This window comes from Ottowia flava, assembly GCF_008017535.1.
GTDB lineage: Bacteria > Pseudomonadota > Gammaproteobacteria > Burkholderiales > Burkholderiaceae_C > Ottowia > Ottowia flava.
On record NZ_VRUA01000012.1, the window covers coordinates 58,696 to 78,559 of the forward strand.

18 protein-coding genes are annotated in these 19,864 nt (G+C 68.1%); 12 read left to right on the forward strand and 6 right to left on the reverse strand.

The features are described 5' to 3' along the window. Positions 1-67: 67 nt before the first annotated feature. The 7 genes from FVQ98_RS12885 to FVQ98_RS12915 all read left to right on the forward strand — a co-directional run bounded on the left by FVQ98_RS12885 (position 68) and on the right by FVQ98_RS12915 (position 9,535). Positions 68-1,624, forward strand: a complete 1,557-nt coding sequence (locus FVQ98_RS12885) for a potassium/proton antiporter (protein WP_147913857.1) — start codon at positions 68-70, stop codon at positions 1,622-1,624. 273 nt (positions 1,625-1,897) lie between these two features. Further along, positions 1,898-2,578, forward strand: coding sequence for a TetR/AcrR family transcriptional regulator (locus FVQ98_RS12890; RefSeq protein ID WP_147913858.1), 681 nt, complete (start codon positions 1,898-1,900; stop codon positions 2,576-2,578). After that, entirely contained in the window at positions 2,575-3,738 is a 1,164-nt protein-coding gene (locus tag FVQ98_RS12895) for an efflux RND transporter periplasmic adaptor subunit (RefSeq protein ID WP_147913859.1), read from the forward strand. Before FVQ98_RS12890 ends, FVQ98_RS12895 begins: the two co-directional genes overlap by 4 nt. Before the next feature lie 106 nt (positions 3,739-3,844). Continuing rightward, positions 3,845-7,060: an efflux RND transporter permease subunit gene (locus FVQ98_RS12900; RefSeq protein WP_147913860.1), complete on the forward strand. Its 3,216-nt coding sequence runs from the start codon at positions 3,845-3,847 to the stop codon at positions 7,058-7,060. Positions 7,061-7,088: 28 nt separating this feature from the next. Then, positions 7,089-7,763 carry a protein-L-isoaspartate O-methyltransferase family protein gene (locus FVQ98_RS12905; RefSeq protein ID WP_147913861.1) on the forward strand — a complete coding sequence of 225 codons (675 nt, stop codon included), beginning with the start codon at positions 7,089-7,091 and terminating at the stop codon, positions 7,761-7,763. Positions 7,764-7,796: 33 nt separating this feature from the next. Next, on the forward strand, positions 7,797-8,138 hold the full coding sequence (locus FVQ98_RS12910; RefSeq protein ID WP_147913862.1) for a rhodanese-like domain-containing protein: 342 nt from the start codon (positions 7,797-7,799) through the stop codon (positions 8,136-8,138). Positions 8,139-8,176: 38 nt separating this feature from the next. Beyond that, entirely contained in the window at positions 8,177-9,535 is a 1,359-nt protein-coding gene (locus FVQ98_RS12915) for a TolC family outer membrane protein (RefSeq protein ID WP_147913863.1), read from the forward strand. A gap of 35 nt (positions 9,536-9,570) precedes the next feature. On the opposite strand, the gene FVQ98_RS12920 is transcribed toward FVQ98_RS12915, so the two are convergent. The 5 genes from FVQ98_RS12920 to FVQ98_RS12940 form a co-directional block, all read right to left on the reverse strand. Continuing rightward, positions 9,571-10,227: an exosortase H-associated membrane protein gene (locus tag FVQ98_RS12920; protein WP_147913864.1), complete on the reverse strand. Its 657-nt coding sequence runs from the start codon at positions 10,225-10,227 to the stop codon at positions 9,571-9,573. A 16-nt stretch (positions 10,228-10,243) separates the two neighbouring features. Further along, a complete protein-coding gene (gene xrtH / locus FVQ98_RS12925) occupies positions 10,244-10,759 on the reverse strand; it encodes an exosortase H (RefSeq protein WP_147913865.1) in 516 nt (171 codons plus the stop codon). A gap of 453 nt (positions 10,760-11,212) precedes the next feature. Beyond that, positions 11,213-12,250, reverse strand: a complete 1,038-nt coding sequence (locus FVQ98_RS12930) for a TRAP transporter substrate-binding protein (RefSeq protein WP_147913866.1) — start codon at positions 12,248-12,250, stop codon at positions 11,213-11,215. Between the two features lie 25 nt (positions 12,251-12,275). Next, the gene (locus tag FVQ98_RS12935; RefSeq protein ID WP_147913867.1) at positions 12,276-13,598 is read right to left on the reverse strand and encodes a TRAP transporter large permease; all 1,323 of its coding nucleotides are present in this window, start codon (positions 13,596-13,598) and stop codon (positions 12,276-12,278) included. Between the two features lie 121 nt (positions 13,599-13,719). Beyond that, positions 13,720-14,247: a TRAP transporter small permease gene (locus tag FVQ98_RS12940; RefSeq protein WP_255507770.1), complete on the reverse strand. Its 528-nt coding sequence runs from the start codon at positions 14,245-14,247 to the stop codon at positions 13,720-13,722. Between the two features lie 260 nt (positions 14,248-14,507). Here FVQ98_RS12940 and gloA point away from each other — a divergent pair, with 260 nt between their 5' ends. Together gloA and FVQ98_RS12950 are read left to right on the forward strand one after the other, a co-directional pair. Beyond that, positions 14,508-14,921 (forward strand): lactoylglutathione lyase, encoded by a 414-nt coding sequence (gloA, locus tag FVQ98_RS12945; protein ID WP_147913868.1) that lies wholly within the window; start codon positions 14,508-14,510, stop codon positions 14,919-14,921. Positions 14,922-15,038: 117 nt separating this feature from the next. Beyond that, the gene (locus tag FVQ98_RS12950; protein ID WP_147913869.1) at positions 15,039-16,643 is read left to right on the forward strand and encodes a CYTH and CHAD domain-containing protein; all 1,605 of its coding nucleotides are present in this window, start codon (positions 15,039-15,041) and stop codon (positions 16,641-16,643) included. 257 nt (positions 16,644-16,900) lie between these two features. Here FVQ98_RS12950 and FVQ98_RS12955 read toward each other — a convergent pair whose 3' ends face one another. Further along, the gene (locus FVQ98_RS12955) at positions 16,901-17,536 is read right to left on the reverse strand and encodes an OmpA family protein (protein ID WP_255507771.1); all 636 of its coding nucleotides are present in this window, start codon (positions 17,534-17,536) and stop codon (positions 16,901-16,903) included. Between the two features lie 45 nt (positions 17,537-17,581). On the opposite strand from FVQ98_RS12955, the gene FVQ98_RS12960 reads away from it, so the two are divergent. From FVQ98_RS12960 to FVQ98_RS12970, 3 genes are all read left to right on the forward strand, one after another. Continuing rightward, positions 17,582-18,226, forward strand: a complete 645-nt coding sequence (locus FVQ98_RS12960) for a gamma-glutamylcyclotransferase (RefSeq protein ID WP_370512958.1) — start codon at positions 17,582-17,584, stop codon at positions 18,224-18,226. A gap of 45 nt (positions 18,227-18,271) precedes the next feature. Beyond that, on the forward strand, positions 18,272-18,907 hold the full coding sequence (gene pdxH, locus FVQ98_RS12965; protein WP_147913870.1) for a pyridoxamine 5'-phosphate oxidase: 636 nt from the start codon (positions 18,272-18,274) through the stop codon (positions 18,905-18,907). A gap of 74 nt (positions 18,908-18,981) precedes the next feature. Next, entirely contained in the window at positions 18,982-19,863 is an 882-nt protein-coding gene (locus FVQ98_RS12970; RefSeq protein WP_147913871.1) for a lysophospholipid acyltransferase family protein, read from the forward strand. Position 19,864 lies beyond the last annotated feature (1 nt).

A 19,864-nucleotide genomic window follows, 5' to 3' on the forward strand; every position in this document is an offset into this window, starting at 1 on the left:
CGAAATCGACGCTGGGGCGCAAAAAAAGGTTTTCGCGTTCGGCACGCCTTCTGCTAGTTTCAGGCGCATGTCGTCTGCCGTGGACATGCTCATCCTGCCGCTGCTGGCTGCGTCGCTGATGGTGTTTTTCAGCGTGCTGGCCGGGCTGCTGTCGGCGCGCGCGGGCTTTTCCTTCCTGCTGGTGTTTCTGCTGGCGGGCATTCTGGCGGGCGAGGACGGGCCGGGCGGCATCGTCTTTGACGACATCAACCTCAGTTTCTGGGTGGGCAACGTGGCGCTGGCGGTGATCCTGCTGGACGGCGGCCTGCGCACCGATTTCGCCACCTTCCGCACCGGGCTGCGGCCGGCGCTGCTGCTGGCGACCGTGGGCGTGGTGATGAGCGCCGGGCTCACCGGCCTGGGCGCGTGGTGGCTGTTGGACCTGGACTGGCGCCTGGCGATGCTGCTGGGCTCGATCGTCGGCTCGACCGACGCGGCCGCCGTGTTCGCGCTGCTGCGCTCGTCGCGCGTGCGGCTGAACGAGCGCGTGGCGGCCACGCTGGAAATCGAGTCGGGCATGAACGACCCGATGGCGGTGTACCTGACGATCGCCTTCATCGGTATCGCGCTGGCCCACGCCAGTGGGACCCAGGCCGGCAGTGGCGCCGACGCCTGGCTGGCCGCCCTGCGCACGCTGGCGCAGCAATTCGGCATCGGCGGCGCGGCGGGGCTGGCCGGCGGCTTCGCGATGGCGGCGCTGCTCGGGCGCACCTACCCGCGCCTGGCCCAACCCGGCGGCAGCCCGGGCGGCGGCGGCATTCTGGCGCTGTTGTGCGTGTCGCTCGGGTTGGCGGTGTTCGCGGCGACGACCTGGGTCGGCGGTTCGGGCTTTCTGGCGGTCTACGTCATGGGCGTGACGGCGCGCGCCCGGGCGCGTGGCGCGGTGGCGCCGGCGCTGTCGGCGCTGGACGGCTACGCCTGGCTCAGCCAGGCCAGCATGTTCCTGTTGCTGGGCCTGCTGCTGACCCCGCGCGAGATGCTGCCCAGCCTGGGCCCGGCGCTGGGCGTGGCGGCGTTCCTGATGCTGGTGGCGCGGCCGCTCACCGTGTGGCTGTGCCTGAAGCCGTTTCACTTCGAGCCGCGCGAGGTGCTCTACATCGCCTGGGTCGGCCTGCGCGGCGCGGTGCCGATCGTGCTGGCGGTATTTCCGTTGATGGCCGGTGTGCCCGGCGCACGCACGCTGTTCAACGTGGCCTTTGTGGTGGTGCTGGCCTCGCTGCTGCTGCAGGGCTCGACCATTGCCCTCGGCGCGCGCCTGCTGGGGCTGAACCTGCCCGACGAGACCGACGACGCCGGGCGCCGCGCGCTGTACGGCGACTTTGCGCTGGACGGCAGCGCCCCGCTGGCCGACATCTGCGCCTTCTATGGCCTGCCCGAGCCCGCCGCCAGCTCGAGCGCCCACGCCGACGAGACGCTGGAGCACTGGATCGCCCGCGCCCTGAGCCGCCCGCCGGTCGTGGGCGACCGGGTGACGCTCGGCGGTGCACAGCTCAGCGTGCGCGCCATGGACGGCGCGCGCGTGCTGATCGTCGGCCTGCGCCTGCCGGAAACCGCGGATCCGACCGCACCGGCCACGCTGTACTAGCGCGCGGCGCGACCGTGAACACGGGACGTCCGGCGCTTTTTTTATGACCTAAATCTGGCTGCAGCGCTACAACCACCAGCGCCAGCAGCTTCTGTATTCATAGCGAACCCGAGTGTGATCGCGTGTCCGGCATGTCCGCTCTGGCCCCAAGCAGTGGGTGAGATGGGCCGTCGGCCGCGTCGCCGTGCGGCGCACCCACCCACCTGTTCTTGTCCATCGTCGTTGACGCTGCGACCGCCACCCCGTAGCATGACTGACCGGTTGGTCATTTTCATGCAGACACACTCCTACCCCGCTGCCCGCGCGCCCGCCACGCCGGCCGCCCGGCGCAGCCAGCGCAAGCAGGTGCGCGCGGGCGAGCTGCTGGACGCCGCGCTCGCCCTGTTCGTTGAAAAGGGCTACGCGGCCACACGCGTCGAGGAAGTGGCGGCGCAGGCCGGGGTGTCGAAGGGCACGCTGTTTCTGTATTTCCCCAGCAAGGAAGCGCTGTTCAAGGCCGTGGTGCACGAAAACGCGGGGCGCCCGCTGGCCGACGCACAGCGCCAAGTGGCCGAGTACGCCGGCCCGACGGCCGAGCTGGTGCACGAATTCATTCGCCGCTGGTGGACGCAGTACGGCGGCACGCCCGCCGCCGGGCTCACCAAGCTGATCATCGGCGAGGCGGCCAACTTTCCCGACCTGGCGCGCTACTACCAGGGCGAAGTCGTTCAGCCCAGCCACGACCTGGTGCGCGGGATCGTGCAGCGCGGCATCGACCGCGGCGAATTCCGGCCGGTGGACGCCAAGGCCGCTGCGCACCTGATCGTCGCACCGCTGGCGCAACTGGTCACCTGGCGCTTTTCATTGGCGCCCTGCTGCCCGCCCGGCACCCTGCCCGACCCGCAAGCCCTGCTGGCCCAGCACGCCGACATGGTGGTGCGCGGGCTGAGCCTGCACGCCCCCGAAACCGCATGAACCCCTCTTTACGTCGCGCCCTGGCCTGGGCCGTGCTGGTCCTTGTCCTGCTGGCGCTCGCCCTGTTCGGCTTGCGCGGCTGGCAGGCCCGCAAGGCGGCTGCGCCGGCCGCAGCCAGTGCGCCGCGCGCGACGGTGATCGAGCTGGCGCCCACCGATGTGGCCACCGCCCGCGTGGTCGATCTGCAAACCGGCCTGCCGGTGTCGGGCGCGCTGAAGGCGGTGCAGACGGCGCTGGTCAAGGCGCGCGTGCCGGGCGAATTGCAGGGCCTCACGGTGCGCGAAGGCGACGCCGTGCAGGCCGGCCAGGTGCTGGCGCGCATCGATTCCAGCGACCATGCCGACCGCCTGCGCCAGGCCGAGCAGCAGGCCAGCGCCGCGCAGGCGCAGGTCGCCATCGCCCAGCGCCAGTACGACAACAACGCCGCGCTGGTGCAGCGCGGCTTCATCTCGCAGACCGCGCTGGACACGTCCTTGTCCACCCTGAACGCGGCGCAGGCCACCTACCGCGCGGCGCGTGCCGGGGCCGAGGTGGCGCGCAAGTCGGTGTCCGACACCGTGGTGCGCGCGCCGATCGCGGGGCAGATTGCGCGCCGCGTGGCCCAACCCGGCGAGCGCGTGGTGCCCGAGGCGCCGATCGTCGAGATCGTCGACTTGCGCCAGCTGGAGCTGGAAGCGCCGCTCAGCCCCGCCGATTCGGTGGCCGTGCGCGTGGGCCAGCGCGCCACGCTGCACATCGAAGGTGTGGCGCAGCCGGTGACGGCGACCGTGGCGCGCATCAACCCCAGCGCCCAGGCCGGCAGCCGCAGCGTGCTGGTCTACCTGACAGTGGCGCCGCAGCCCGGCCTGCGTCAGGGCCTGTTCGCGCAGGGCGAATTGGCCACCGCGCGCCTGCAGGCGCTGGCCGTGCCGCTGGACGCCGTGCGCACCGACAAGCCCACGCCCTACGTACAGGTGGCGCAGGCCGGCCACATCGCCCACGTGCCGGTGCGCACCGGCGTGCGCGGCGAAGTGGACGGGGCACTTTGGGTGGCCGTGGAAGGCGTGGCGGGCGGCGCCCAGGTGCTGCGCGGCAGCGCCGGCGCGTTGCGCGAAGGCACGGCGGTGCGCGCGCTCGCCCCCGCCGCAGCGCCGCCTGCGCCCGCATCCGCGGCGGGTTGAATAGGTCATGACCCTCTCAATCACTCTGTTTTTGATAGCTGCTCGCGCAATTGGCTTTGGCGCTGCAGACCAATTTCATCCATAAATCCGAGCACGCGCCGCCACCATGTGGTTCACCAAGGTCAGCCTGAACAACCCGGTCTTCGCCACCATGGTGATGCTGGCGTTCGTGGTGCTGGGCCTGTTTTCGCTGCAGCGGTTGCAGGTCGACCAGTTTCCGAACATCGACTTTCCGGTGGTCGTGATCACCACCGAATACCCCGGCGCGGCGCCCGCCATCGTTGAAAGCGAAGTCACCAAAAAGGTAGAGGAAGCCGTCAACTCGATCGCCGGCATCAACTCGCTGTACTCGCGCAGCTACGAGGGGATGTCGGTGGTGATCATCGAATTCCAGCTGCACATCGAAGGCCGCAAGGCCGCCGACGACGTGCGCGAAAAGATCGGCCAGGTGCGTCCGCTGCTGCGCGACGAGGTGAAAGAGCCGCGCGTGCTGCGCTTCGACCCGGCCAGCCGTGCGGTGTGGTCGCTGGCCGTCTTGCCGGATGCGAAAGAGGGCCAGAAGGCACCCACCCAGATTGAGCTGACGAACTGGGCCGATCAGGTTCTCAAAAAGCGCCTCGAAAACGTGCGCGGCGTGGGCGCCGTCAACCTGGTGGGCGGCGCCAAGCGTGAGATCCACATCTACCTGAACCCGACCGCGCTGGAGGCGCTGGCGGTGACGCCCGAGCAGGTGATGGCGGCGGTGCGCAGCGAGAACCAGGACCAGCCGCTTGGCCCCGTGCGCACCGGCGCGCAGGAGCTGACGGTGCAGTTGGAAGGCCGGCTGACGCGGCCAGAGGACTTTGGCCGCATCATCGTCGCGCGGCGCGGCGGCAGCGCCATCACGCTGGACCAGGTCGCCACCGTGCACGACGGCGCCCAGGAGCTGGAGACACTGGCCCACTTCAATGGCCAGCGGATGCTGCTGGTGGCGGTGCAGAAGGCGCAGGACGAAAACACGATCGAGGTGGTGGACGGGCTGAACGCCGCCATCGCGCAGCTGAAGGCCGAGCTGCCCCCGGGCGTGAAGCTGGAGCCGGTGGTCGACCAGTCGCGCCAGATCCGCGTGGCGGTGAAGAACGTGCGCCAGACGCTGATCGAGGGCGCGCTGCTGACGGTGCTGATCGTCTTCCTGTTCCTGAACAGCTGGCGCAGCACGGTGATCACCGGGCTGACGCTGCCGATCTCGATCATCGGCACCTTCTTTTTCATGCAGGCCTTCGGCTTCACCATCAACATGATCACGCTGATGGCGCTGAGCCTGTGCGTGGGCCTGCTGATCGACGACGCGATCGTGGTGCGCGAGAACATCGTGCGCCACGCGCAGATGGGCAAGGCGCCGTGGCCGGCGGCGATGCAGGGCACGCAGGAGATCGGCCTGGCGGTGCTGGCGACCACGCTGTCGATCGTCGCGGTGTTCCTGCCGATCGGCTTCATGCAGGGGATCATCGGCAAGTTCTTCCACGAATTCGGCATCACCATCGTGGCCGCGGTGCTGATTTCGATGTTCGTCGCCTTCACGCTGGACCCGATGCTGTCGTCGGTGTGGGAAGACCCGGCCATGCACGCGCACGGCCAGCGCGGGCAGCAGCCAGCAACGCTGTACGACCGCACGCTGGGCCGCGTGACCGGCTGGTTTGACCGCGCCACCGAAGCGCTGGCAGGCGCCTACCAGCGCCTGCTGGCCTGGTCGCTGGCGCACAAGGCGCTGACCCTGCTGGTGGCGGCGGCGATCTTCGCGGCCAGCGTGTTCATGGTGCGCCTGCTGGGCACGGAATTCGTGCCGAAGGCGGACTTTTCCGAAACCACGGTGGCCTTCTACACGCCGCAAGGCTCGTCGCTGGAGGCGACCGAGGCCAAGGCGCGCCAGGTGGACGCCATCCTGCGCAGCTACCCCGAGGTGCGCTACACCGTGACCACCATCAACACCGGCGCGGCGCAGGGCAAGACCAACGCCAGCCTGTACGTGCGCCTGACCGACCGCGAAGGGCGCACCCGCAGCGCCGAGGTGCTGGCCGCCGACTTCCGCCAGCGCCTGGCCGCCGTGCCCGGCATCACGGTGACGCAGTCGGGCGTGATGGAGCCGGTGGGCGGACAAAAGCAGATCGAGTTTTCGCTGCAGGGGCCCGACCAGGCGGAGCTGGAGCGCCTGGCGCGCCCGCTGCTGGAACGCCTGCAGGCGATTCCTGGCCTGGTCGATCTCGACTCCAGCAGCAAGCCGGACAAGCCGACGGTGCAGGTCACCGTCAAGCGCGAAGCGGCGTCGGAGCTGGGCCTGTCCAGCGCGCAGGTGGCGGCGCCGCTGCGCACCCTGGTGGCCGGCACCACGGTGGGCAACTGGCGCGCGCCGGACGACCAGACCTACGACGTGATCGTGCGGCTGGCGCCCGCGGCGCGCACCACCATGCAGGACCTGGAACGCCTGCCGCTCACGGCCGGCGCCAACGCCGATGGCACGCCGCGCATCGTGCGCCTGAACCAGGTGGCCACGCTGAGCGAAGCCACCGGCACCAACCAGATCAACCGCCGTGCCATGCTGCGCGAGATCCAGATCACGGCCAACGTGGCGGGCCGCAGCACGGGCGAGGTGTCGGGCGACATCCGTGCGCTGCTGAACGACATGGCGATCCCGCCCGGCTACACCACCACCTTTGGCGGCGCCACCAAGAACATGCAGGAATCGTTCGCCTACGCGCTGCAGGCGCTGGCCATGGCGATCATCTTCATCTACATGATCCTCGCCAGCCAGTTCAAGAGCTTTTTGCAGCCGCTGGCGCTGATGACCTCGCTGCCGCTCACGCTGATCGGCGTGGTGCTCGCGCTGCTGCTGTTCGGCTCCAGCATGTCGATGTTCTCGATCATCGGCATCGTCATGCTGATGGGCCTGGTGACCAAGAACGCCATCCTGCTGGTCGACTTTGCCATTCGCGCGCGCGAGGGCCGCGTGGGCGACGGCGAACACACCGAGCCGCTGCCGCGCGATCAGGCGCTGTTGCTGGCCGCACGGGTGCGCCTGCGCCCCATCCTGATGACCACGCTGGCCATGGTGTTCGGCATGGTGCCGCTGGCCTTTGCCGTGAGCGAGGGCAGCGAGCAGCGCGCACCCATGGGCCAGGCGGTGATCGGCGGGGTGATCACCTCGTCCCTGCTGACCCTGGTGGTGGTGCCGGTGGTGTACTGCTACCTGGACGATCTCGCCAATTGGGCGCGGCGGCGCTGGCGGCGCGCGCCGGAAACGGCTGCGCCCGCCCAAGCCGATAAAATGAAGGGTTATCCCGAATGACACCGACTTTTCGCCTGGAGGGCGCAGCATGAACGTCGAACAAGCCCGCTTCAACATGATCGAGCAGCAGATTCGTCCGTGGGACGTGCTCGACACGCATGTGCTGGAACTGCTGGCCGTGGTCAAGCGCGAAGACTTCGTGCCCCCCGCGTTCCGCGCCCTGGCGTTTGCCGACATGCAGATCCCGCTGGCGGACACCGAAGCGGGCATCGCCATGGGCCAGGTCATGCTGGAGCCGCGCATCGAAGCGCGCATCCTGCAGGACCTGCAGGTCGCCAAGCATGAAAAGGTGCTGGAAATCGGCACCGGCTCCGGCTTCATGGCCGCCCTGCTCGGCCACCGCGCCCAGCGGGTGCTGACACTGGAACTCGACAACGGGCTGGCCGCCTTTGCCCACGCCAACCTGCAGCGCGCCGGCGTGCTGAACGTGGAAGTGCGCGTGGCCGATGGCGCCACGGCCGACCTGTCGGCCGACGGCCCGTTTGACGTGATCGCGCTGTCCGGCTCGGTCGGCCAATTGCCAGAGCGGCTGATGGGCCTGCTGAAACCCGGAGGTCGCCTGATGGCGATCGTGGGCGAAGACCCGATCATGCGCGCCACGCTGGCGCAGCAGGCCCAGACCGGCGCCATGGTGACCCAGCCGTGGGACGAGAACATCCCGCGCCTGCTGAACTTCCCCGAGCCGTCGCGCTTCAAATTTTGAAGCTGTCTGCGCATATTGGGAGCGGGTTAGAGCATGATTGAGCAAGTCACTCCGGGCCAACTGCCCGCTTGGTTCGAGGCCGCGTCCGCGGACGGCGCGCCGCTGCTGCTGGACGTGCGCGAGCCGGCCGAATGGCAAGCCGCCAGCGTGCGCCCGGCCGGCGCCGAGCTGCTTCAGATGTCGATGCAGACCCTGCCCGCGCGCCTGGCCGAGCTGGACCCGGACCGCCCCGTGGCCGTGCTGTGCCACCACGGTGGTCGCAGCATGCAGGTGGCGATGTTCCTGGCCCAGCATGGCTTCGAGCGCGTCGCCAACGTGGCCGGCGGCATCGACGCCTGGGCGCTGCCGGTCGACCCCAGCGTGCCGCGCTACTGACGCGCCCTGCCCTGACCGACCGACCTATCGCTGCTGCCATGGCGCCCTTGCGATCAGCGGTTTGGCAGGTGCTTGGCACGGCCTGTGTGGCCGCGCTGCTCGGGGCGCCCGCGCCGGCGGCGGCGCAGTCGCTGTTGCAGCTCTACCAGACCGCGCACGGTTACGACGCGCCCTACCAATCCGCCCTGGCCAATGCGCAGGCCAGCCAGGCCCGCGCCGACCAAGCCCGCGCCGGCCTGCTGCCGCAGGTCGGCCTGCAATTGGGCGCGCAGCGCAACTGGGCCGACACGCAGGTCGGCGGCATGGGCGGCAGCGTGTCGTTCAACACACTGAACGGCTCGATCGTCGGCTCGCAGCCGCTGTACCGGCCAGCCAACCGAATCAACTGGGACCAGGGCAAGAAAAGCGCCGAGCTGGCGCAGGTGCAGGTCAGCGGCACTGAGCAGGACCTGATCGTGCGCCTGGCGCAGGCGTACTTCGATGTGCTGGCGGCCGAGGACGCCCTGGGCTTTGTGCGTGCGCTGAAGGCCGCCGTGGCCGAGCAGTTGGCGTCAGCCCAGCGCAATTTCGAGGTCGGCAACGCGACCATCACCGACAGCCGCGAGGCACAGGCACGATTTGACTTGGCCACGGCGCAGGAAATCGCCGCCGACAACGATCTGCGCGTCAAGCGCCTCGCGCTGGACCAGTTGGTCGGCCTCACCGGCGTGCAGCCACGGCCCCTGGTGCAGCCCGTGACCCTGCCGCGCCCGCAGCCTGACGACGTGAATGTTTGGGTCGAGCAGGCACAGGCCCAGCATCCCGCGGTGCTGCAGGCGCGCATGGCGCAGGAACTGGCGCGTCTGGAAACCGCCAAGGCCAAGACTGGTCACCTGCCGACCGTCGACCTGCAGGCCAGCGTGGGGCAAAACCGCTACCCCGACGGCAACCCCGCGTTTGCGGCGGCGCCAGGGTCACGCTACCGCAGCACCAACGCTGGCATTGGCGTGGTGCTCAACTGGCCGCTGTTCGCCGGCTTTGCAGTGCAGAACCGGGTGCGCGAAACCCTGTCGCTGGAAGACAAGGCGCAAGCCGATCTTGACAACGCGCGGCGTAACGTCGCCCAAGCCACCCGCGCCGCTTACTTCGGCGTGCAGTCCGGCCACGGGCAGGTCGCCGCGCTGGAAGCGGCCGAGCAGTCCAGCCTGACGGCGCTCGAAGCCAACCGCCTGGGCTACCAAGTCGGCGTGCGCATCAACATCGATGTACTGAACGCGCAAAGCCAGCTCTACCAGACGCGGCGCGACTTGGCGCGGGCGCGCTACGACGTGCTGGTCGGCATGCTGCGCCTCAAGCAGGCCAGCGGTGTGTTGTCTGCCAACGACTTGGCGCCGATCGAGCAGCTACTGGTGCAGTAAGCGTCAGCCACCGATGGCTGCACGGGCTCAGGCGATCAGGCCTGCGGCTCCTTCACCGCGACGTCGTGCTGGGCTGAAGCTTTCTTTTCCCCAGGCCCCTCCAGCGCCGCTTCCAGCCACAGCGCGGCTACGAAGCGCTTGTTGAACAGAAGCCACAGCAGGATGGGCAGCATCGGCGTCATCATCAGGACACTGAACTGATGGCCGTAGAGGATGGCGTTGGCCTGAAAGCGCGACACACCCAGATAGTCGATGGCGGCCGGGCCGATCGACACCACCAGGTTCTTCAGCCAGACGAAGCAGATCCCGATCGCCTGCGAAACGAACAAAATTGCCGTCGCAGCCAGCCCCTTCAACCACCAGCGCGGCGTCCGCGACGCGATGAGCATCGCCCAGATCAGCGCAACGCCATAGCCCAGGATGGGGTACGGCGCCGATGGTGTGGCCTCGACGAACACGTCGCCCGACGGCCCGCGCATGCGCACCTGGACCGAGGTGTACAAAATGGACGTGGCGGCCTTCAGGTCGAAGCCCTTGACCCAGGGAAACAGCGCCTCCATGGCCTTGCCGGCCAGCCAGGTCGGGGGCCGGGCAAACAGCGGCGCCGCCATGTACCACAGCGGGATCAGCACGATCAGGCCGAGGACCGACAGCAGCAGGAACCGCCCGATCAGCGTGGCACGGCGATCCATGCGCAACCGCCTGCTTTCAGGCCGCCGCCGTGGCGGGGGTGTCGCGGACACCGTCGTGCTTGGCGACGTAGCGCATCCACAGCAACCACACCACGAGCACGTCGAGCATGATCAGCGCCTGCCACATGTAGAGGTGCGCAAACTCGAACACCTGAATGTTCCACTGGCCGAGGAAGAACAGGCTGACAACGCGGATCAGGTTGACAGCCTGCACCGCGATGAAGCCCACGCCTATGCCCCAGAGCTTCATTTTCCAACTGGATGGAAACGCCACGATGGCTGCGATCAGCACCACAGCCGCCTCGATGCCATTACAGCCCGGCTCGATCGACACGCCAAACCCGGTCTGCGAGCTCTGCAGCACGCGGCCCTGGGAGATCACGCTCGGATCGAACACGTGGACGATCAGCGCGCTGGCCTTGGCGACCCAGCTGGTCCAGGGCTGCACCACCGCCGCCTGAACGACCGTCAGCATTTCGACGCCAAAAAGCACCGCCTGAATGGTCAGGAACAACAGAAAAAATCGGATCACGGCATCAATGAAAGATCGGCGCCAGACCGTCCCGCGCCACTATGCTGCACTGTATCAGGACGTGACCGACTGTCCATACCCCAGGGAGATGATGGAGCTGTCCGCATGCGGTCGTTTGCCCGGTGTTGATACTTGCACCGGTGGATGGCGCGCAGAAGGGATCGGCACCATGCTTACAGCCCCGGTGCCATCGGCGCTATTTGCTCCGCAAGGGCTCGTGCTGGCAGCGAGGTGAACTCGATGATCGACAGGCCTGGAGCCGCCTCAGGTGACATCACAGAGCGAGCGACTGGGCGCAACGACTCTCCAGGTTGCACGATGCGCTTCCAAATCAATAGCCCCCTGCCCTTTTCTGACAAGGGCAGGCGACCTATTTGGCCATAAAAAAGCCGCTGCGCCAGCAGCGGCTCCTCCCTCAGCGCGCGGGGCAGCAGCCGGTCGCGCCTTCCTCCATTACTTGGTCGGTGCGTACTTTTTCAGCAGGGCCTTGGCCTCATCGATCAGCTTCTTGCCGTCGTAGCCCTTGGCCTGGGCGTCCTTCAGCCAGATCTCATCGACATTGGCCGTGGCCTTTTCCCAGCGCGCCAACTCGGCCGGCTCGATCACCGAGATGGTGTTGCCGCGGTCGCGTGCGAGCTTGGAATACGGCGCGACGATGTTGTCGAAGCCTTCCTCGCCCGCCCAAGCCGACGCAGCCAGGCCCGAGTTGTCGTCGATCACCTTCTTGAGCTTGGGCGACAGGCTGTCGTACTTGGCCTGGTTCATGCCGAAGATGAAGATGGTGTTGGCAAAGCGCGGCGAGCCGATCGGCGCGTCCAGGTGGTACTTCACGATCTCGTGCAGCTTGGTGGCGGGAATCGCTTCCCACGGCACCAGCACGCCATCCACCACACCTTTGGACAGCGCGTCCGGCACCTGCGGCAGCGGCATCTGCACTGGCGTGCCACCCATCGCGGCCATCATGCGCGCCGAGATGCGCGTGGCCGTGCGGATCTTCTTGCCCTTCATGTCCTCCAGCTTGTGGATGGGCTTGTTGCTGTGCAGCACGTAGCCTTCGGTCGTGTGCATGAACAGCGGCTTGATGCCCTTGTACTCATCCAGCGCGTTCTTCTGCACGTAATCCCACAGCGCCTGCGAGCCCTGCTTGGCGTTGATCGCCATGAAGGGCAGCTCGAACACTTCCGACTTGGTGTAGCGGCCGGCCGAGTAGGTCGGCACCGACCACACGATGTCCGCCACGCCGTCGCGCACCTGGTCCAGCAGCTGCGGCGGCGTGCCGCCCAGTTGCATGGCGGGGTAGATCTGGCACTTCAGCTCGCCACCGGATTCCTTCTCGATCTTGGCGCACCAGGGCGCGATGATCTTCTGGTGCGAGCTTGAGCCCGAAGGCAGGAAGTGGTGCACCTTGAGCACCGTTTCCGCGTGCGCGGCGCCACCGGCCGCCAAGGCCAGCGCGGCGGCAGCAATGAGTCGATTGAGGGGTGAAGCCATGGCGTTGTCTCCTTGAAAAAATCGGTCAGGTCAGCAGGTGCACCAACCACAGGGTGATGCCGGGGAACAGGATCAGCAGGGCCAGGCGGATGAAGTCCCAGGCCAGGAAGATGAACACGCCCTTGTAGGTCTCGACCATGGGCACGTCCTTGGCCAAGCCGTTCATGACATAAACGTTCAATCCCACTGGCGGGAAGATCATGCCGATGGCACAAACAGTAAGAATGAGTATCCCGAACCACAGCGCCTTGTCGGACGTGTCCAGCCCGTAGAAGTCCATGCCCATGATGACCGGGAACACCACCGGCACCGTCAGCAGGATCATCGACATCTCGTCCATCACGCAGCCCAGCACGACGTAGAACATCATGATCACCGCCATCACCACCACCGGCGGGATCTGGGCGTGGGCAATCATGTCGGCCATCTGGTTGGGCAGCTGCGACAGCGCCAGCGAGGCGTTCATCATGTCCGCGCCGATGAAGATCATGAAAATCATGCCGGACGTCACCGCCGTGGTGCGGATCGACTCGATCGCCTTCTTCAGCGTCAGCTGACGCTGGATCAGCGTGATGACGAAGGTCAGCGTGGCGCCGATGGCCGCGCCCTCGGTCGGCGTGAAAATGCCGCCGTAAATGCCGCCAAACACCGCCAGGAAGATCAGCGCGATCGGCCAGACCTTGGCGCCGGCCTGCATCACCTCCGCACCGCTGGCGGCGCGCGCCTCGGGCGCCTGGTCGGGCCGCAGGCGCACGTAAATGGCAATGACCACCAAGTAACCCAGCGCAGCCAGGATGGCCGGCACGTAGGCGGCCAGGAAGGTCTTGGTGATGTTCTGCTCGGTCAGGATGGCGTAGACCATCAGGGTGACCGAAGGCGGCAGCAGCACGCCCATGGTGCCGCCGGTGGCCAGGGCCGCGGTGGCCAGCCGGCCTGAGTAGTTGATGCGCCGCATCTCCGGGTAGGCCACTTGAGCGATGGTCGCCGTGGTCGCCACCGTGGAGCCCGAAATCGCCCCGAACGCCGCGCAGGCTAGGATGCCGGCCATCGCCATGCCGCCCTTGAAGCGACCGAGCAGCGAGTTGGCGAAGTCGAACAGCGCCTTGGACAGCCCGCCGTTGACGGCAAAGCCCCCCATCAGCATGAACAGCGGAATCACCGACAGGTCGTACACCGACACGCGGCCGTACACCGCGCCGCGCAAGTGCGCCATCAGCGGGTCCCAGCCCGACAGCATCACATAACCGATGGCGCCGGGCACGAACATAGCCACGGCGATCGGCACGCGGATGGCCATCAGCAGCAACATGGCCACAAACAGCATCAGGCCGATGGTCAAGGTGCTCATCGAACGTCCCTCCGCGCTGTGCGCTGCGGAATGAGCGCTTGGGAACGGCCCGGCGCGCGACCGGGGCAACCCCTCCGTACTGCGCACTGCGGGGTACGCGCTTGGGAACGGCCCGGCGCGCTCATGACGCACTCACCTGTTCATCGGCCGGTTGCGTCCAGTAGATGAACGCCTGGTACAGGCCCACCAGGGTGCACAGCACGAGGCCGGGCACCATTAGCATGTAAGGAATCCACAGCGGCAGGTTCATCAGCATGGACGCTTCCTGGTTCTCCTGGCTCATCACGCCGCCGGCGTACACGCGCCAGGCGATCAGCGCGGTCATGCCGGCGTAGAGCAGGCAACCCAGGCCGTCCATCCAGCGCTGGCTGCGCAGCGAAGCCTTGGCGGTGAAGAAGTCGACGATGATGTTGGCGCTGCGAAACTGCGTGTAAGGCAGGAAGGTCGCCACGCAGACCGCCAGACCCAGTTGCACCAGTTCGACGTCGCCCAGGATAGGGCTGTCGAAGAAAGTGCGCCCGATCACGCTGACCACGGTCATGGCGGCCATGGCGATCAGCACGGCGCCGCCGATCACGGCGCAGACGTCGCACAGCACGTGCAGTGCGCGCCCTACAGGGCCTTCACGCATTCGTTGCTCGGTGGTCATGCAGCACCGCTCTCCTCTCGTTGTTCATGATCCCGGGCGTCACGGCCGCCAGGCTGGCACATACGCACACGTTTTCGGGCCGGCTAGTCTACCTACCGGGTGCGCAGCGCGATCTCGGGGCTCCCCTAGGCGCGACGGGTTGCAACGTTTAATGTATTAAATAAATTGCGCAATGCCTAGCGCGCATCCCCGACTTGACACGCCCCGGTCATATGGGGTGTGTTTTCACGCCTGTCATGTGAGGCAGGCACAATGGCTGCATGAGACTTCTCCACACCATGCTGCGCGTGGGCGATCTGCAGCGCTCCATCGACTTCTACACCCAGGTGTTGGGCATGCAGCTGCTGCGCACCTCCGAAAACCCCGAATACAAGTACTCGCTCGCCTTCGTCGGCTACGACGGCGGCAACCCCGGCCAAGCCGAAATCGAGCTGACCTACAACTGGGGCACCGACAGCTACGACATGGGCACCGCGTACGGCCACATCGCACTGGCTGTGCCCGACGCCTACGCTGCGTGCGAGAAGATCAAGGCCGCTGGCGGCAACGTCACACGCGAAGCGGGCCCGGTCAAGGGCGGCACGACCGTGATCGCCTTCGTCACCGACCCCGACGGCTACAAGGTCGAGCTGATCCAGCGCGCCGAGGGCGACGCAGGCGGTGGTCTGCGCTGAGCCACCGGAGGTCACCGCATTGCCGCCCAGATCGCGAGCCCATAGAGCGCTATGTTTTAAGTAGCTACCTGCGCCGATGGTTGTAGCGCCACAGACCTTTTTCTTTCATACTTGACCATGAGCCGACGCACCCCTTCCTCTCCTCCGGCGTCGGCAGCCGACGGCCCGGCGCAGCCCCAGGAAACCGAGCTCAAGCTCGCGCTGCCAGGCGCCGACCCTGCGCGCATCGGCGAGCAATTGGCCGCGCTGCCGGGCCTCGCCGGCGTTCGGGTCAGTGAGCAGCGCCTCACCAACACCTACTTCGACACCCCCGACCAGGCCCTGCACCGCGCACGCGCGGCGCTGCGCATCCGCCGGCTCGAAACCGACGGCGCCCCCGTGCGCTGGCTGCAAACGCTCAAGACCGCCGACGGCGCCTCGGGCGGCCTCAGCCAGCGCGGCGAATGGGAGACGCCACTGGCAGACCATGCGCTGGACCGCACCGCCCTGCAGGCGACACCGCCCTGGGCCGCGCTTGACGCCGACGGTGCGCTCTGGCCGCAGCTGGCGCCTGCCTTCGCCACCGAAGCCACGCGCACCCTGCGCGCGCTGCCAGGCGCCGACGGCAGCCGGATCGAGCTGGTACTGGACATCGGCCGCGTGCGGGCTCCGGCAGCGACGTCCGTCGACGGCGCGTCCGCCGAACTCTCCGTCGATCTGTGTGAACTCGAGCTCGAACTGCTCGAAGGCCAGCCCGACGCGCTGTTTGCGCTGGCCGACCAGATCGCGCAACACATCCCCGTGCTGCCCGCCAGCCTGAGCAAGGCCGAGCGTGGCTGGCGTCTGCTGGCCGGCACCAGCCACGCGCCACGCCGCGCCCGCACACCGCCGCTCACTCGCCAGATGACCGTCACCGCCGCCGCCCAAGCCGTGCTGGGCGAGGCGCTGGGTCAGTTCCTGGACAACCTGGGCGGCATCCTGCACGCCGACGGGTCTGAGCTGGTGCACCAGGCGCGCGTCGGCTGGCGCCGCTGGCGCAGCGCGTTGTGGCTGTTCAAACCCCTGCTAGGGGCGCATCCGCTGCCCCACGGCGCCGCGCTGGGCCCGCTGCTCAAGGCGCTGGGCAGCACGCGCGATCTGGACGTGGCCGGTCTGGAAAGCCTGCCCCTCTGGTCCGACGCCTATGTCGATGGCGACCCCGAACGCGCCGAGCAATGGCAGGCCATGGAAGCGGCGGTGCTGGCCGAGCGCCGCATCCGCCGCGCCGGGCTGCTGGCCGTGCTGCAGACCCCGCCCACCGGCCGTGCGCTGCTGCAACTGGAGCGCTGGCTGCACGCCCTGCCGCAGGCCGTCGCGCAGACCGAGGGCGCGCAAGCACCGCTGGCGCAGTGGGCGCGCGAGCGCACCCAGCGCCTGCACCGCCGCCTGAAGCACGAAGTGCGCGAGCTCGACACCTCCGCCAATGCACCCGAAGCACCGGGCGCCAACGACCACGCCAGCGAACACCAGCACCGCGTGCGCCTGCTGGCCAAGCGCACGCGCTACGTGCTGCAAGGGCTGGCCGAAGTGCTGCCCGAGCGCCGCACGCGCCGCTGGGCAGAGCAGGCCACCGAACTGCAAACCCGCATCGGCGCCGCGCGCGACCTGATGCTGCTGGCCACGCTGCTGGAGCCGATCGGCGTCGACCGCGCGATCCTGGGTTTTCTGCGCGGCGTGGCGGCTGGTCGACTGGCGGACGGCTGAGACCGACGAGCCCTCGGCTCCGTCTGCGGCGCAGCCTCGACGTATGTGCCTCGGCACACCTGGATCGGCTCGGCACTCAGGATTTCAAGCCAAATCGATCCCAAACCCTACAACCGTCAGCGCAAGTAGCTTCTATTTTAATAGCAAAACGCTTGAATACGCCGCGCTGATGGCAAACCCGCCAATCCCCGCCTCTTGAAACAGGCATAAAAAACCCGGCCGAAGCCGGGCTCTTGCACCAAAGCAGGTCGGCGCGCTTACTGCAGCGACACTTCCACGCGGCGCGCTTCGGCGTTCGAGCCGGTGGCGGTGGTGACTTCGGGCTTTTTCAAGTCCATCTTGTCTTCGCCGATGCCCAGGGCAGCCAGGGCGTCGCGCACGGCGAAGGCGCGCTGCTTGGCCAGCTCTTCGTTCTTGGCGGGGTCACCGGTGACGTCGTGGAAACCGCTGATCACGGCCTTCTGGCCGGCGGCCACGCCCTTGACCACGTCACCCAGCGCCTCGGCGGCACCCGGTGCCAGCGCCGCGCTAGCGCTGGCGAAGTAAAACTTCACCACGCCGTTTTCCACGCGGATGCTGGCCACGTCGGCCGATGCGCTGGTCATGTCGGCGGTGCTGCCGGGCGCGGTGCCGGCGGGCATGCCAGCGGCAGCGGGCTCGCTGGCGACCACGGTCGGGCTGGTCGACGCCGTCGCGGCGCCAGCCGCCGCGCTGCCGGCGCCTGCGGCCGCAGCACCAGCCGACGAGGCGCTGACCGCGCCCGCGCCACCCGCAGCGGCCTTGCCGGTGCGGTACAGGCCCATGCCCACGGCCAGGCTGATGGCCAGCAGAATCACGCCAATCAGGATGGCCCACACCACGCCTTGGTTGTCGTCGTTGTCGTCGTTTGTCATTGAGGTCGCTCCAGAAAAGTTGGGGCGATTGTATAAAGTCTGACCATGCAGCCTGGTGACACCACCGCTTACGCACCCTACGCCCACCTGCGCCAGCCGGGCCGCGACCCGCTGGACATGCTGGCCGCAGCGCGCCGGCAGTGGCACGCCGTCGCGGGGGCCCAGCCGGATCTGTGGGTGTTCGGCTACGCCTCGCTGATCTGGCGCCCCGACTTCGACTTTGCCGAGCGCCACGCCACGCGCGTGCACGGCTGGCACCGCGCGCTGGCGATGTGGAGCCGCGTCAACCGCGGCACGCCCGAGGTGCCGGGCCTCGTATTTGCGCTGCTGCCCGGCGGCAGCTGCCAGGGCGTGGTGTTCCGCATTCCCCGCGAAACCGCCGAAGCGGTGTTCGACACGCTGTGGGCGCGCGAAATGCCCAGCGGCGTGTACGACCCGCGCTGGCTGCCCTGCGCCACGCCGCACGGCACGGTGCCGGCGCTGGCCTTCACCCTGTCGCGCCGCAGCCCCTCACACACCGGCGAGCTGACGGCCGAACAGTACCGCCACATCTTCCGCCACGCCACCGGCCGCTACGGCAGCACGCTCGACTACGCGCGCCAGACCCAGGGCAGCCTGCGCTCACACGGCGTGACCGACCGGCGCCTGGACGCGCTGCTGCGCCACGCTGAAGCCGACGACGCCCGCTGAGCGCGGCCCGCCCTGCCGCACCCCACCCTGCCTATACTGCCGCGCATGTCCGACATCGCCCATCTGCGCAAGAGTTACGAGCGCGCCGAACTGTCCGAAGACGCCTCGCACGCCGACCCGATGGCGCAGTTCGGCCAGTGGTTCGAGGAAGCGCGCCGCAGTGAAGTGCTTGAGCCCAACGCCATGACCCTGGCCACCGTCGGCAGCGACCTGCGGCCCAGCACGCGCATCGTGCTGATCAAGGGCTACGACGCGCAGGGCATCGTCTGGTTCACCAACTACCAGGGCCGCAAGGGGCAGGAGCTGGCGGGCAACCCGTTCGCCGCACTGCAGTTCCACTGGGTCGAGCTGGAGCGCGTGGTGCGCGTCGAAGGCCGGGTGGACAAGGTCAGCGACGCCGAAAGCGACGCCTACTACGCCAGCCGCCCGCTGGACAGCCGCCTGGGCGCCTGGGCCAGCCCGCAAAGCCAGGTCATCCCCAGCCGCGCCTGGCTGGCGGCCGAGGCGGCCAAGGTCGGCGCCAGGTTCTTGCTCAACCCGCCACGCCCCCCGCACTGGGGCGGCTACCGCCTGGTGCCCGACCGCTGGGAGTTCTGGCAAGGCCGCAAAAGCCGCCTGCACGACCGCCTGCAGTACCGGCGCGAAGGCGATGCCTGGGTGCGCGAGCGACTGGCACCTTGAAGAAAAATCGGGCATCAGCCCTACAACCCACTGCGCAACCAGCTATGGTTTAGATAGCGCACGCGACCCGTTTCATGATCCGCACCCCGCAACAAGAACGCATCTACCGCCTGGCCAGCAAGCTGCCCGGCCGCTGGCCCTGGCGCCTGGCGCCCTGGCTGTACCGCCGCACGCACGCCGCAGAAGCCCGCTCGACCGAGGACGCCGTGCACGCCCTGTTCCGCCAGCACTTTCCGGATGCGGGCGAGGCCACGGTGCAGGCCTGGGCGCGCCAGCACGTCAACCTGGTCGCTTATGAATTGATGGACGCCATCGCCCTGCGCCGCGTGGGCCGCGGCGGCGACATCCCGCTCAAGATCGAGGGCATCGAGAAGCTTCAGCGGGGCCTGCAAGCCGGGCACGGCGCCATCATCATCCTGACGCACTTCGACCGCATCCTGACGGGCCCGATCGCGGTGGCGCAGGCCGGCATTCCGGTGAGCTCGCTGACGATGGAAATCGACGAGAACAACCAGTTGTCCGAGCTGGAAAAGGCGTACTTCCACCGCAAGATCAGCACGTTCGACGACATGACCGGCGGCACCTCGGTCAAGCGCAACCGCTCGGTCAAGAAGATTTACGACAGCCTGGGCCTGGGCAACACCTGGACCATCCTGGCCGACGCCTGGCACCCGGAAGCCAAGGCCAAGCGCGGCCACCCGTTTCTGGGCAAGACGCTGTATCTGGCAACGGGGATCGAGCGCATCGCCGCGCACACGCAGGCAGCGCTGCTGCACGTGACCTCGTTCACCGAGCCCGACGGCCATGTCCGCGTTCGCATCCGCGAGCTGGACGGCGACCCTGGGCGCGCGGTCGACCAGGTGATCGAGCAGCTGGAGCGCGACGTGCGCGAGCGCCCTTGGGCCTGGTGGAACTGGGGCCTGCTGGACGAGATGACGAAGCCGCCGGCGGCTTGAG